11 protein-coding genes are annotated in these 13,314 nt (G+C 68.6%); 3 read left to right on the plus strand and 8 right to left on the minus strand.

Annotation, left to right across the window (positions count from 1 at the left end):
- Positions 1 to 66: 66 nt before the first annotated feature.
- Positions 67 to 2,379 (minus strand): FdhF/YdeP family oxidoreductase, encoded by a 2,313-nt coding sequence (locus AB5J53_RS32425; protein ID WP_369249153.1) that lies wholly within the window; start codon positions 2,377 to 2,379, stop codon positions 67 to 69.
- A 189-nt stretch (positions 2,380 to 2,568) separates the two neighbouring features.
- On the opposite strand from AB5J53_RS32425, the gene AB5J53_RS32430 reads away from it, so the two are divergent.
- A complete protein-coding gene (locus AB5J53_RS32430; protein ID WP_369249154.1) occupies positions 2,569 to 3,507 on the plus strand; it encodes a Dyp-type peroxidase in 939 nt (312 codons plus the stop codon).
- Between the two features lie 31 nt (positions 3,508 to 3,538).
- Here the strand turns inward: AB5J53_RS32430 and AB5J53_RS32435 are convergent, their stop codons facing one another.
- The 5 genes from AB5J53_RS32435 to AB5J53_RS32455 all read right to left on the minus strand — a co-directional run bounded on the left by AB5J53_RS32435 (position 3,539) and on the right by AB5J53_RS32455 (position 7,757).
- Complete coding sequence (locus AB5J53_RS32435) at positions 3,539 to 4,174, minus strand: DUF1345 domain-containing protein (RefSeq protein ID WP_369249155.1); 636 nt, start codon at positions 4,172 to 4,174, stop codon at positions 3,539 to 3,541.
- Between the two features lie 117 nt (positions 4,175 to 4,291).
- Positions 4,292 to 5,443, minus strand: a complete 1,152-nt coding sequence (locus AB5J53_RS32440) for a C40 family peptidase (protein ID WP_369249156.1) — start codon at positions 5,441 to 5,443, stop codon at positions 4,292 to 4,294.
- A 102-nt stretch (positions 5,444 to 5,545) separates the two neighbouring features.
- Entirely contained in the window at positions 5,546 to 5,863 is a 318-nt protein-coding gene (locus tag AB5J53_RS32445; protein ID WP_369249157.1) for a hypothetical protein, read from the minus strand.
- A gap of 34 nt (positions 5,864 to 5,897) precedes the next feature.
- Positions 5,898 to 6,623, minus strand: a complete 726-nt coding sequence (locus AB5J53_RS32450) for a TetR/AcrR family transcriptional regulator (protein WP_369249158.1) — start codon at positions 6,621 to 6,623, stop codon at positions 5,898 to 5,900.
- Positions 6,624 to 6,821: 198 nt separating this feature from the next.
- Positions 6,822 to 7,757, minus strand: coding sequence for a diiron oxygenase (locus AB5J53_RS32455; protein ID WP_369249159.1), 936 nt, complete (start codon positions 7,755 to 7,757; stop codon positions 6,822 to 6,824).
- Positions 7,758 to 7,897: 140 nt separating this feature from the next.
- Between AB5J53_RS32455 and AB5J53_RS32460 the strand changes: the two genes are divergently transcribed.
- Positions 7,898 to 9,013 carry a ferritin-like domain-containing protein gene (locus AB5J53_RS32460; RefSeq protein WP_369249160.1) on the plus strand — a complete coding sequence of 372 codons (1,116 nt, stop codon included), beginning with the start codon at positions 7,898 to 7,900 and terminating at the stop codon, positions 9,011 to 9,013.
- A gap of 187 nt (positions 9,014 to 9,200) precedes the next feature.
- Here the strand turns inward: AB5J53_RS32460 and AB5J53_RS32465 are convergent, their stop codons facing one another.
- A complete protein-coding gene (locus AB5J53_RS32465; protein ID WP_369249161.1) occupies positions 9,201 to 9,716 on the minus strand; it encodes a DUF3291 domain-containing protein in 516 nt (171 codons plus the stop codon).
- A gap of 165 nt (positions 9,717 to 9,881) precedes the next feature.
- On the opposite strand from AB5J53_RS32465, the gene AB5J53_RS32470 reads away from it, so the two are divergent.
- Positions 9,882 to 11,837 (plus strand): nitrate- and nitrite sensing domain-containing protein, encoded by a 1,956-nt coding sequence (locus tag AB5J53_RS32470; protein WP_369249162.1) that lies wholly within the window; start codon positions 9,882 to 9,884, stop codon positions 11,835 to 11,837.
- 2 nt (positions 11,838 to 11,839) lie between these two features.
- On the opposite strand, the gene AB5J53_RS32475 is transcribed toward AB5J53_RS32470, so the two are convergent.
- The gene (locus tag AB5J53_RS32475) at positions 11,840 to 13,312 is read right to left on the minus strand and encodes a penicillin-binding transpeptidase domain-containing protein (protein ID WP_369249163.1); all 1,473 of its coding nucleotides are present in this window, start codon (positions 13,310 to 13,312) and stop codon (positions 11,840 to 11,842) included.
- Between the last annotated feature and the right edge of the window lie 2 nt (positions 13,313 to 13,314).

Raw genomic sequence — 13,314 nt, forward strand, 5'->3', positions numbered from 1 at the left:
TGTGCAGTGGGGATGCCCACCTCGCCACGACGGCTCCTTCCCGGAGACGGTGCGCCCCTTCCGTGCTCAGGCGGCGGAGGTGATGGTCACCTTGACGTGCTTCATGAGCGGCTGGTCGCTCTGGACGCTGTAGTCGCTGATCGCGCACAGGACGTTCATCTCCGGCATGTAGCCGGCTGCGCAGCCGCGCGGAATGTCGTAGGGAAGGGCGAGAAAGCCGTCGAGGGAGCGGGTGCTGCCGTCCTTGGCGATGCTGGTGATGTTGACGGGGCCGAACTCGGAGATGCCGCGTTCGCGCATGTCGTCTTTGTTCATGAAGACGAGCGTGCGGAGGTTCTTGACACCGCGGTAGCGGTCGTTGTCCGAGTAGATGGTGGTGTTCCACTGATCGTGGGAGCGCATGGTGCCCAGCGCCAGGGTGCCCGGGGCGGGGACGACGTCGGGCAGCGGTGCCGTGGAGAACTCCGCGCGGCCGGACGGGGTCAGGAAGACCAGTTCGCGGGCGGGCTGTTTGATGCGGAAGCCGAGCGGCAGCCGCACACGGCGGTTGAAGTCCTCGAAGCCGTCGAGGGCTTGGGCCATGGTGTCGCGGATGCGGTCGTAGTCCTCGACGTACCACTCCCACCGGGTACGGCTGTCGGGCAGGGCCGCACGTGCCATGCCGGCGATGATGGCGGGTTCGGACAGCAGGTGCCGTGAGGCGGGTCGCTTCATGCCGACGGACAGATGAACCATGCTCATCGAGTCCTCGACCGACGTGCTCTGGATGCCGCCCCGCTGATGGTCCTTCTCGGTGCGGCCCAGGCACGGAAGGATGAGGGCCTGGCGACCGTGGACGAGGTGGCTGCGGTTCAGCTTGGTGCTCACCTGAACGGTGAGATCGCAGGAGCGCAGCGCCGCGTAGGTGTACGGAGTGTCGGGTGCCGCGTGGGCGAAGTTGCCGCCCATGCCGACGAACACCTTCACATCGCCGCGGTGCATCGCCTCGATGGTGCCGACCGTGTCGAGGCCGTGCTCACGGGGTGGCTCGATCCCGCAGACCTCGGAGAGCCGGTCCAGGAACTCGTCGGGGGGACGGTGATCGATGCCGCAGGTGCGGTTTCCCTGGACGTTGCTGTGGCCGCGCACGGGGGAGGGTCCCGCTCCTTCGCGTCCCAGATTGCCGCGCAGCAGAAGAAGGTTGACGATCTCCCGGACGGTGTCCACGCCGTGCTCGTGCTGACTGATGCCCAGGCACCAGCTGACGATGCTGCGGTCGGCGTCGCTGTAGACGCGCGCCGCTTTCAGGATGTCGGCCCGGTCCAGCCCTGACTGGTTCTCGATCTCCTCCCATGACGTGGCCTCGCACAAGGCCCGATAGTCCTCGAATCCTGCGGTATGGCGGTCGATGAACTCCTGGTCCAGGGCCTTGGGCTCGGTTCTGGCCTGTTCCAGGACCACCTTCGCCATGCCGCGCAGGAGCGCCATGTCGCCGCCGATGCGCGGCTGCAGGTTCAGGGTGCTGGTGCGGGTCGATTTGAAGAGGGCCATGTCCATGAAGTCGTGCGGGACGATGGTGCGGGTGGCGGCCGCCTCGACCAGCGGATTGACGTGCACGATCCGGGCGCCGCGATGGTATGCCTCAGCCAGGGCGGTCAGCATTCGGGGCGCGTTGGACGCGGCGTTGACTCCCAGGATGAACAGCGCGTCCGCGCTCTCCCAGTCCTTGAGGTCGACGGTTCCCTTGCCCGTACCCAGGGAGGCCTCAAGAGCGCGGCCGCTGGCCTCGTGGCACATGTTGGAGCAGTCGGGCAGGTTGTTCGTGCCCAGTTCGCGGGCCATCAACTGATAGAGGAATGTGGCTTCGTTGCCGAGGCGGCCCGATGTGTAGAACGAGGCCTGATTCGGGTGGTCCAGCTCGCGCAGGGCACGGCCGACCACGGCGAAGGCGTCCTTCCAGCTGATCGGCACGTAGTGGTCCGTATCAGCGTCGTACACCATCGGCTCGGTCAATCGGCCCTGGTCTTCCAGTTCGAAGTCGCTCCAGTCGAACAGCTCGGTCACCGAGTGGGCGGCGAAGAATTCACGGCCGACCCGCTTCCGGGTCATCTCCCAGGTGACGTGCTTGATTCCGTTTTCGCAGATGTCCAGATGCAGGCCCTTGGTGTCGTCCGGCCACGCGCACCCGGGACAGTCGAATCCGGTGTTCTCGTGGTTCATGCGCATGATCGCCCGTGGCCCGTCCACCAGCGCACCCTCACGCACCAGGACCTGGCTCACGCTCTTGGCCGCGCCCCAGCCCGCGGCAGGGTGGTGATAGGGACGGAAATGCGGTTCGCCCTTGGGCTCGGGTCCTGCTGTGGGTTCCGGCCTTTCCGGCTCATCATGCGAGAGGGCCAAGAGTCTCACCCTTTCGCCGTTCAGGGCGTGGTCCACATTCAACGCTTCCACTCAGGCTATGCCGGTTGATCACCCCTCGCCAGGCGGCTTTCGGAGCACACATCACGGGAGCAGGACTGTGGCCTGCGGAGGGCAAGGTCGACCCGCAGGGCGTACCGTCGTTATCGCGATAGGCAGGAGGCCGGCTTCGTGTTTGAGTCGCAGCGCGTGATCGTCCCACCGGCCAAGACCGCCGTTTTCCTCGTGGGCACGATCGTCCCCGGCGGCGAGGCCACCGTCCGTGACCTGCTCGAAGATGTGGCGGGTTTGCTGCGGTCGGTGGGCTATCGCGCCCCGTACGCCGAGCTCAGCTGCGTCGTCGGTGTCGGCTCCCACGCCTGGGATCGGCTGTTCGCCGGTCCGCGCCCTCGTGACCTGCATCCCTTCGTGCCGTTGGAAGGGCCCATCCACAAGGCTCCGTCGACGCCGGGGGATGTCCTCTTCCATCTGCGCGCCCACGAGATGGACCTCTGTTTTGAACTGGCTCGGCTGATCGCCGGGCGACTTGCCGGAGCGGTCACGATGGTCGACGAAGTACATGGCTTCAAGTACTTCGACGAGCGCGACCTGCTGGGTTTCGTCGACGGCAGTGAGAATCCCGGCTACCAGGCGGCCGCCGACGCGGTGCTCGTCGGTGCCGAGGACGAGCACTTCATGGGCGGTAGCTACGTGATCGTCCAGAAGTACCTCCACGATCTCGTGGCCTGGAACGCGTTGACCACACAAGAGCAGGAGAACGTCATCGGCCGAAGCAAGCTGGCCAACATGGAAATGCCCGACGAGGTCAAGCCCCCGGATTCCCATGTCGCCCTCAACACCATCACGGACGAGGACGGCAACGAGCAGAAGATCGTGCGGGAGAACATGCCGTTCGGGACGATCGGCAAGAGGGAATTCGGCACCTATTTCATCGGCTACGCGCGCACGCCTGAGGTGACCGAACGGATGCTGCGAAACATGTTCCTCGGTGACCGTCCCGGGATCCACGACAGGATCCTCGACTTCTCGAGGGCGACCACCGGCTGCCTTTTCTATGTACCGACCGTGGATTTCCTCGACGATCTTCCCCAGCCGCCGGACAGGCCCTAGGTCGCAGCCGAGGTATTCAGGAGCACTGCGCTCACCTGGTGACGATTCCGGTCACCAGATTGATCGTGGTGGCCAGGATGCTGGTACCGAAGACATAGGACAGCAGGCAGTGGCGGAGCACTACTGTACGGATTTGTGCACTTGAGACGCTGGTGTCGGAGACCTGGTAGGTCATCCCGAGGTTGTAACTGAAATAAAGGAAGTCGGCGTACGCAGGGGGGTGTTCGGAGTTGAAGTCGATACCGCCTGCCGGCTTCGCGTAAAAGAGGTATGCGTAGCGGGTGGAGTACATCAGGTGCAGTGATGCCCAGCCCATGAACACACCCGCAGCCGCTGTCGCGGCCGCAGCGTGACTGTCCGCGGATTTCCCGCGCAGGAGCAGGACAACAATGCTGACCAGCGCGAACAGAGCGGCCGTGACGACGATGACTTCCTCGGCGAGGGGGCGGAAGTTCTCGCGCTGGGCGTTGCGGTGAGTGGTGGCTGCGTCCATGGGCCACAACACCTTCAAGCCCGCCACGACGAAGAGCGCCTCGGTGGCGGCGATGCCGGCGAGAATGCCCAGCGGGGCGTCGGTCAGGAAGCCTGCGATCGCGCCGATCGCCACTCCGACGACCACTGCACCGGCGAGTCGAGGCACGGCGGACAACGGCAACCGGGTCTTCATGGGGTCGACGACGTCCTCCTTGTGTGACAGGGGCCTGAGTCTGGTTTCGGGTGCGGGTTCGCTGCGGCTGGTCGCACCCACGCGGCGGAGCCGCATGAGGTCACAGCCCCGCGCCCCTCACGGGGCGCTTCTGTATCCCTCGTTGGATCCACTCGTGGCCCCCTGGGGGAGCTTCGGCGGCCTGTACCGCCGCAGGGGCTGCCCGCCGGGGTCGGGGCGTACCGCGCCCAGCAGCGGATTGGCGGCGATCGGCGAAACCTTGATCTTCGTCCCCGGCCGCGGCGCCTGCACGACCATGCCGTCGCCGAGGTACATCGCCACATGTGTGGCCTCCGGGAAATAGATCACCAAGTCCCCAGGGCGCAGTTCGCTCAGCGGGATTCTCGGGAGCTGGGCCCACTGCTCCTGGCTGGTGCGGGGAATGGGCTGTCCGGCGCGCTGCCACGCCTGCGAGGTCAGGCCGGAGCAGTCGTACGACTTCGGGCCCTGCGCACCCCACTGGTACGGCTTCCCGATCTGGCGCACGGCGTACCGCAGCGCTGCCTCGCCCTCCTGCGAGGGGCGCTTTTTGCTGCTGAGGGCCCCCGAGGCCATGAACTTCTTCTGCGCCTCGGCCGCCCCCGACTTCTCGAACCTGTCCAGCTCGGCGAGCTGGTCGACGGTCAGCGAGGCGAGCAGTTCCTCGACGTCCTTGAGCCGCTTGCGTACGTCGTCGCGCTCCTTCTTCTGCCGCTGGGCGAGGGTGAGTTGACCGTCGAGCGCCTTGCGGGCCGCACGCGCGAGCGCGTCGGCCTTCCGCTCGCTGCCGACCACCCGTTCCACGGTCCCGGCCCGTTCCAGCGACAGCTGCCCGATCAGGTGCCCCTCGTCGAGGGCGTGCTGCGGATCGCGGGCGAGAAGCAGCCGTACGTACGAGGAGATCTCGCCGCTGTTCTGGTACTGCTGCCGGGCGAGCCGCCCCGCGGCGCCGCGGCTGTCGTGCAGCGAGAGGCGGGCCTTGGCGAGGCCGGCGTCGAGCCGGGAGACCTCGGCGCGCTGCTCCTTCAGCTTCTCCGCGGTCCCGTTGTACGTCTCGGTGGCCCGCTCGGCATCCCTGTACAGCCGCTGAAGGTCCGTCAGCAATGCGGCGACGGAACGCTGTCCGGGTTCGCCGACGGCCGCGCCCGTCGCGGGACCGGGATCCGGGACGGCCGTCGCGGGCGTGGGCGCGAGGAGCGCCCCGGCCGTCACCGCCGCCGTACACACCAGGCGCAGAAGCCTTCCTGACACGTCATCACCTCCGGTGCTGGGGTGGTACATCCACCTCGCACCGGCAGGATCGGGCGCTCGCATCCCGAGCGCGCGCGGGCTGGTCGGTTCAGCCCAAGAAGCTCACTCGTCGGCGTGGGGGTCCGGCGTGGCGTCGCTCTGTCCTTCGGCCTTGGTCTCGGTCTTCGACCAGGGCCACTTCGGCCCGCGCCCCTGCTTCCCCTCGGGGTCGTACTCGTACTTCCACCCCTGATGCAGCCCCAGCCGCTTGCTCCGGCTCGCCTGCACGCGCCGGTAGACGAGCACGGTGGGCGGCCCGCCGTGCGCGTCCGGCACCGGAACCCGGTAGGTCTTCGGCGGATGTCCGGTGGGGCCGAGCAGGACGGGCAGCACGCGGCCGTCCAGCGGGCCGCCCACAAAGGGAGTGTCTTCGCTCTTCACGCAACCAGTGTCACAAACACCACGGTCACCGCCGTCACAGCAGACGCGCCGCGTCCCCGATCACCGGGAGCACCCGACGGGCCATCGCTCCCACGGCCCCGTCCGCCGTCTCCAGCGCGAGCGCGGCCTTCACCACCGCCGCGGCCTGCGGATCGCGGCCCGCGGTCGCCGCGAGCGCCGCCACGAACTGTTCGACGAGCCAGTCCCGCAGCTCGTCGAGCGGCGGCTCCTTGTTCTCGTCGAGCCAGATCAGCGAAGCGGCCTCCACGGCGGTGATCCACATCCGAACGGTCATCCGCAGCCGCGGCCCGGGATCGTCGACCGCCAGATGATCGAGAATGTGCTCGGCGGCGGCCCGCCGCACCCCGTCCACTATGGCCGTGGTCCGAGACGTCTCGACGACGCTTCCGCCCTGCAGCAGGGCGCTGAACCCGGCGTCGTGGTGGTCCACGAACGCGAGATAGCGGTCGAGCGCCCGGGACAGCCGCTGGGTGAGCGGTCCCTCCGGGGGTTCCGCGAAACAGTGCTCCAGCTCTTCGGCCGCTGACCGCAGAGCGGCCTCGTACAGCTGCTGCTTGCCGCCCGGGAAATACCGGTAGACCAGCGGCCTGGACACCCCCGCCGCCTCCGCCACGTCGTCCAGCGAGACCTCCTCGGGCGCGCGGTGCGCGAAGAGGGACAGCGCAGCCTCGAGCAGCTGACTGCGCCGCTCCTCGACACTCAGCCGTCGGTACGCGCGGATGGGAGCGTCGGAGGTCATGTCGGCAGCGTATCCGTGTATGCGCCCCCACCGCCCCTGCCTGTCCGGTCCCTCGGGGCTGCCGCGAACGGTGCGCCCCGTCAGCGGCGCGGGGAACTGCGCGACCAGCCCCCACTCACTCGCGGCGGAAGGAGAACCCGGGGGTCTGGGGGCAGAGCCCCCAGGTACGGGACGGGCAGGGTGGGAGGGAGCGAAAACTCAGGCCAGCAACCCCGACGACTTCCACAGCCGCCGCCCGGCCCCCCGCAGCACCCCGATGTCGTCCAGGAAGTCCGTCAACCGCTTCGCCCCGGTCTGCATCACGTCACGCCGATGCCCACTCGCCTTGACCTGAGCGATGGCCTCGCGCTTGTCGAGCCCGACATTCGTGTAGACCTCGGGATTGATGAACGCGACGGAGAAGACGCGCGCGAACTCTCCGGAGGTGACCCGGGTGAACTCCTGCGACCAGCGCGGCGCCGTGACCATCTGCCGCCGCAGCTCCTCCCGCGCGTACCGCACGTGCCGCGCCTCCTCCACGACATGGATGCGCGTGACCCCCCGGATGAGCGTCTGCACCCGCTCGTCCGGGAACGTCAGCCGCTGCATCCAGTCGAGGATCTCCTCGCCGAGCAGCGTCGCCGTGAAGGACCCCGGCGTGGTCGAGATGGTCTTGAACAGACGCCCGAGATTCAGGTGCGCCCGGCTCACGGGGTAGTACGGCGTCTGCCCGCGCGAGATCAGCCGGGCGAACATCTTGGAGTGCCGGCACTCGTCCTCGATCTCGGTCAGCGCGTACCGCACGTGCGCACTCGTGGCCGCCTTGTCGTAGATGTGCCGCACCAGCAGCTGCATCAGGATGATCTCGAACCAGATGCCCAGGGACGCGAGCGCGGCGGCCTCGTGCTGCGACAGCGCGATCCGCTGCTCCTCGCTCATCCGCCGCCACATCGGGGTGTCGTACAGCGACACCAGCTCCGGCGGCCAGAACCACTTGCCCTCCTCGAAGGGCGCGTCCCAGTCCAGCTCCTTGTCCGGGTCGAAGGAGTGCTTGGCGGAAGAATCGAGCAACCGCTCGGCCACCTGCTCCCGGTCCTTGAGCAGACCGAGCGCGTCGCGGAGACCATCGAGTCCGTCTTCCGTCACCGTCGTCATGGCTGTTCCCACCTCGTCGTACGGGATTGCTTCAAGGGTTACCGGCGGTCACGTCTTATGAGACTGCTTGTCAGCAAGCTCGTCAATCCCCTGCGTCCGACTTGTTGACGACGCGTCTACCCCGTGTGAGCCTGCGATGTATGCCGACGCATGAGCTGTACGCCAAGGACTCGGGAGACCCCCTCTGGCAGGTACCGGCCTCCGGGGCGGCACGTTTCAGCTGGGAGTACGACGACGGTCGTGACCGGCTGCTCGCCCTGTACCAGAAGGGCAAGGACAAGCAGTGGGACGGCCAGAAGCGAATCGACTGGGATCTCGAAGTCGACCCGTACGACCCGCTCGGCACGCCCGATGAGTCGATGTCCCTCTACGGCACGAAGCACTGGGCGAAGCTCACCGACCGCGACAAGGGCGAACTGCGCAAGCACTACGCCTCCTGGCAGTTCAGCCAGTTCCTGCACGGCGAGCAGGGCGCGATGATCTGCGCGGCGCGCATCGTCGAATCGGTCCCCGACCTCGACGCGAAGTTCTATTCGGCCACCCAGACCATGGACGAGGCCCGGCACGCCGAGATCTACGGCCGCTTCCTGCATGAGAAGATCGGGATGCTCTACCCGATCAACGACAACCTGCAGTCGCTCCTCGGCGACACCCTCCGCGACTCCCGCTGGGACATGCCGTACCTGGGCATGCAGGTCCTGATCGAGGGCCTGGCGCTGGCGGCCTTCGGCATGATCAGGGACACGACCGACAAGCCTCTGCCGAAACAGATCCTGGCGTACGTGATGCAGGACGAGGCGAGGCATGTCGCCTTCGGCAGGATGGCGCTGCGCGACTACTACAAACAACTGTCCGACGCCGAACTGCGCGAGCGCGAGGAATTCGTCATCGAGGGCTGCTACTTGATGCGCGACCGCCTCCGCGGCGTAGAGGTCCTGGAGAACTTCGGCATCCCCACGGCCGAGGCCGAGGAATACAGCGAACAGTCCGAATTCCTCGCCCTGTTCCGCCAGTTGCTGTTCTCCCGCATCGTCCCCTGCGTCAAGGACATCGGCCTGTGGGGCAAACGCCTCCAAGAGGCGTACGTCGACATGGGCGTCTTCGAGATGGGCAACTCGAACCTCGACCTGCTGATGGCTCAGGACGAGGAGATCGCCGAGCAGCTGGACGCGGAGAGGTTCGCGGCGGAGGAGGGCGAGCGCGTCTCCGAGGTGCAGGACGCGATCGACGCGGGCGCGGCATCGTCGGAGGCATGACCGAGCCGACGATCAGCACGAACCACGCCGCCGCCCGCACCACCAGTGATGCCCGTTGTGCAAGCCCGGCTCCACAGTGCCAGGCAGTCGACCTGGGAGCACGACGACGGCCGCGACTGCCCTCTCGCTTCGTCCCGGCAGCTGCGGCGGGCGGTCATGCGGGCGCAGCAGGGCCGCACGACAGCCGCTAGACGGGGCACTCCACGTCCGCGGCGGCAACCCGTCCCGCGTCGGTGACCGGCTCGGCCCCTTGCGGCGGAAACGGCGTGCGCAGCGTGAAGGCATACGGCGTCGCCCCGTGCTCGCGCAGATGCAGCAGCCGCTCCTCTGCCTCCGTCACTGTGGGCCGGTGCCCGGCCGGCACCCACCACAGGGCTGCCATCGCCTCCTGCAACCGCTCGAACCACTCGCGGCGCCGAGCCAGCAGCTCCCGGTGCTGCCCCTGGTACATGAACGCCGTCAGCGCGTTCGTGTCCCGCCACACCGACATGTTGACGATCAGCCAGTCGTCGCCGAAGACCGGTACGTCCGTGGCGTTGCCCGCATCGCTCTGCAGGCGCCAGACGAAGCCGTCGGCGGCGTCGGCGACCGCGTTCACCGGGTCGAGGGCCTCGACGAAGTCCTTCAACTGAGGTGAGTCCAGCGGGGCCTTGAGGCGGGCGATGTTGACCTGGGCGAGTTCGTACGAGGCGGGTTCCGTCATGGACCGAACGATAGGTCGGTACGACTCGGTGTCCCATCCCCGTCTCGCTACGTGAGCAATGCCTGCCTCTCACAGCACACCCATCGGCCTCGTGAGTACCTGGGAACCGACGCCTTACGGACGGGAAACCACTCCCTGACGGGCCCGCCCATAGCCTCTCTCGGCATGACGGGGAACGTACTGACCACGCTTCGCCTTCCCGCCCTTCCCGGCTGGAACTCCATCCGCGGCCGCATGGCCATCGTCCTGGCCGTCCCGACCTGCCTGCTGCTCGTGCTCACGGGACTCGGCGTCGCCGACCGCGCCGCCGACTGGTCCACCGCCAGGGAGACCGAGGCGCACGTCGGTGTCCTGCTGCACGTGCAGGATCTCGTGCGCGAGTTACAGCGCGAACGCGGGCTCACCAACGGGCTGTTGGGTGGCGCCGACGAGTACCGGGACGACGTGCGCGCACAGCGGAGCCGTACCGACGACGCCCGCTCCACCGTGCGAGCGGCGCTCTCCAAAGAGAGCGGTGATCTCCCGGGCGCCGCCTCCTCCGCCCTCGAAGCCGCACAGGTTCCGCTCGCCGGCCTCGCCACCCTGCGCACCGAGGTCGACTCCGGCACCGTCGACCGCGCCACCGTCCTGACCACCTACACCAAGGCCGTCACCGCCCTCATCGACGCGGAATCCGCCGGCGCGCCGAGCGGCGACCGCCGTACCGCCCAGGGCGTGCAGGCTCTCCAGGCCCTGGCGCGCGCCACCGAAGCCGTCGCCCTCGAACGCGGCTCCCTCAACGGCGTCTTCGCGGCCAAGCGGTTCCGCTCCGGCGAGTACCTCGACTTCACGGAGATCCGTGCCACCCGCGTGGCGGCCCTGGGCCAGTTCCGCGAACTCGCCACTTCCGCCCAGGAGTCCGCTCTCGACGCGGCCTTCAAGGCTGCCGCGGCTCGCCGGATCACCGGCTACGAGGACAAGGCCGAACGCGGAGCCGACGGATCGGCCCTCGACGTCGCCCCCGCCCGCTGGTGGGCCGACATGACGACACTCGTCGACGACCTGCACGGCGTGCAGAAGCGGGTCGGCGACGACGTGCGCGCCCGTGCCGAGGAAACGGGCAGCGCGGCCACCCGTGAGCTCGGCGGCTTCCTGGCCCTCGGCGCGCTGATCCTCGCCGTGGCCGCCGCGCTCGCCGTGATCTCGGCCCGCTCCATCACCCGCCCCCTGGGCGCCCTCGCCGACGAGGCGGACGCGGTCGCGGGCACCCGCCTGCCCGTCGCGGTCAGGCGCGTCCAGGAGGCCGGCCCCGACACCCCGCTCCCCGCCGACGATGGGCGCCCCGAACTCCCGGGCACCGCACGGGAGATCACCCGTCTGGTCGCCGCCCTGCGCAACGTGGAACGCACCGCCGTCGGACTCGCGGCCGAGCAGGCCGTCCTGCGCCGCAACAGCACCGAGTCCCTGGCCAGCCTCGGCCGTCGCAATCAGGCGCTCCTCAACCGCCAGCTCGGCCTGATCACGACCTTGGAGAGCCAGGAACTCGACCCGGACGCCCTCGCCGAGCTGTTCGAACTCGACCACCTGGCCACGCGCATGCGGCGCAACGCCGAGTCCCTGCTCGTCCTGGCCGGCGAGGAGTCCCCGGCCCGCTCCTGGTCCCGTACGGTCACCGTCGCCGAGGTGGTCCAGTCGGCCGTCTCCGAGGTCGAACAGTACCGACGCGTGGCCGTCGCCGAGATCGAGCCGTGCCGCGTCCGCGGTCACTGCGTGGCCGAGCTGTCCCATCTGCTGGCCGAGTTGGTGGAGAACGCGCTGATGTTCAGCCCACCACAGCAGCCCGTCGAGATCTACGGCTGGCGGGACGCCGGCGAGTACTGTCTCGCCGTCGTCGACCGGGGGATCGGAATGACCACGGAACGGCTGGCGCACGCCAACGACGTACTGTCCGGCAAGGGCGCCTCCCCGCACACCAGCGCCACGCGGTTCCTCGGCCACCACGTCGTCGGCGCCCTCGCCGCCCGGCTCGCCGCCCATGTCGAGCTGCGCCCCACTCAGGGCGCGGGGGTCACGGCGTACGTCGCCCTGCCGGCCGGCCTTGTCCATCAGCCGGACTCGTCAACGGCCGTGGTCGGAGGCTGAGTTCAGCTCCCGCCGGAATGCGAGTTCAGCACCGCCTCCATCACCGCCTTCGCGATCGGCGCCGCGTCCCCACCCCCGCTGATCTCCCCGCGATTGGCCGCCGCGTCCTCGACGACGACCGCGACGGCCACGGCAGGCTCCATGGAGTCGTCGGCCTGCGCCCAGGAGATGAACCAGGCATACGGCAGGCCGGAGTTGCCGACGCCGTGCTGGGCGGTGCCGGTCTTGCCGCCGACGGTGGCGCCGGGGATGGCGGCGCTCGTGCCGGTGCCCTCTGTCACGACGTCGGTCATCAGCTCGCGCATGAGCAGCGCGGTCGTCGGGTTCATCGCCTGGTGGAGGGTCCTCGGGCCGTTCGTGGACACCGTGGCACCGCCCTTCGTGGTCGTCCTTTCCACCAGGTAGGGCGACTTGACCGAACCCCCGCCCGCCACGGCCGCCGAGACCATCGCCATCTGGAGGGGAGTCGCGCGGGTGTCGAACTGCCCGATGGAGGAGAGGGCCAGCTGCGCGTTGTCGAGTCGCGTGTCGAAGTTGCTGGGCACGACCGAGAACGGGATCTTCAGCGACCGGTCGTTGAAGCCGAAGTTCGCCGTCGTGTGCGTCATGTCGTCGAGGCCCACGTCCACACCGAGCTTCGCGAAGACCGTGTTGCAGGACCATTCGAAGGCGTCCCGCAAAGACGCGTCCTCGCAGCCCTCGATCTCGTTGGTGAGCCGGGTCGTCGTGCCGGGCAGCCGGTACGGGTTCGGCGACGCCGTCGGCGCGTCGAGATCGGTCACCACACCCGCGTCCAGCGCCGCCGCGGCCGTCACCACCTTGAACGTCGACCCCGGCGGATACGTCTGCCGGATCGCCCGGTTGAGCATCGGCTTGCTCGCGTCCCCGTTCAGCCGCGCCCACGCCCGTGTCACCGCCGAGCCGGTCCCGGACAGCTCCGCGGGGTCGTACGACGGAGTGGAGACCAGCGCCAGGATCCGGCCGGTGGACGGCTCGATCGCGGCGACCGCGCCCCGCCGAGAGCCGAGCCCCTTGTATGCCGCCTGCTGCGCGGCCGGGTCGAGCGTGGTGACCACCTTGCCGGCGGGGTTCTGGGCACGGGTGATGTCGTTCCACAGGGGGAGCGGGGCGAGCATCGGATTGGCGCCGGAGAGGATGTCGTCCTCGGCGTTCTCCAGGAATGTCGTCCCGTACAGCTGCGAGGCGAAGCCGGTCACGGGCGCGTACAACGGGCCGTTCAGGTACGTCCGTTCGTGGCGGAGCTGCTCACCCGTGTCCTTGGAGCCGGTGACCGTGCTGCCGCCGACGACGATGTCGCCGCGCGGCTGGTCGTAACGGGCGATCGTCCGCCGGCGGTTGGCGGGGCTGTCGTCGTACGACTGTGCCTGGAAGACCTGGATGCGGGTGGCGTTGACCAGGAGGGCCACCAACAGCAGGGCGCACAGGACCGAGGCTCGTCGGATGTACTTGGTCACGG

The organism is Streptomyces sp. R41 (assembly GCF_041053055.1).
In the GTDB taxonomy this organism is placed as follows: domain Bacteria; phylum Actinomycetota; class Actinomycetes; order Streptomycetales; family Streptomycetaceae; genus Streptomyces.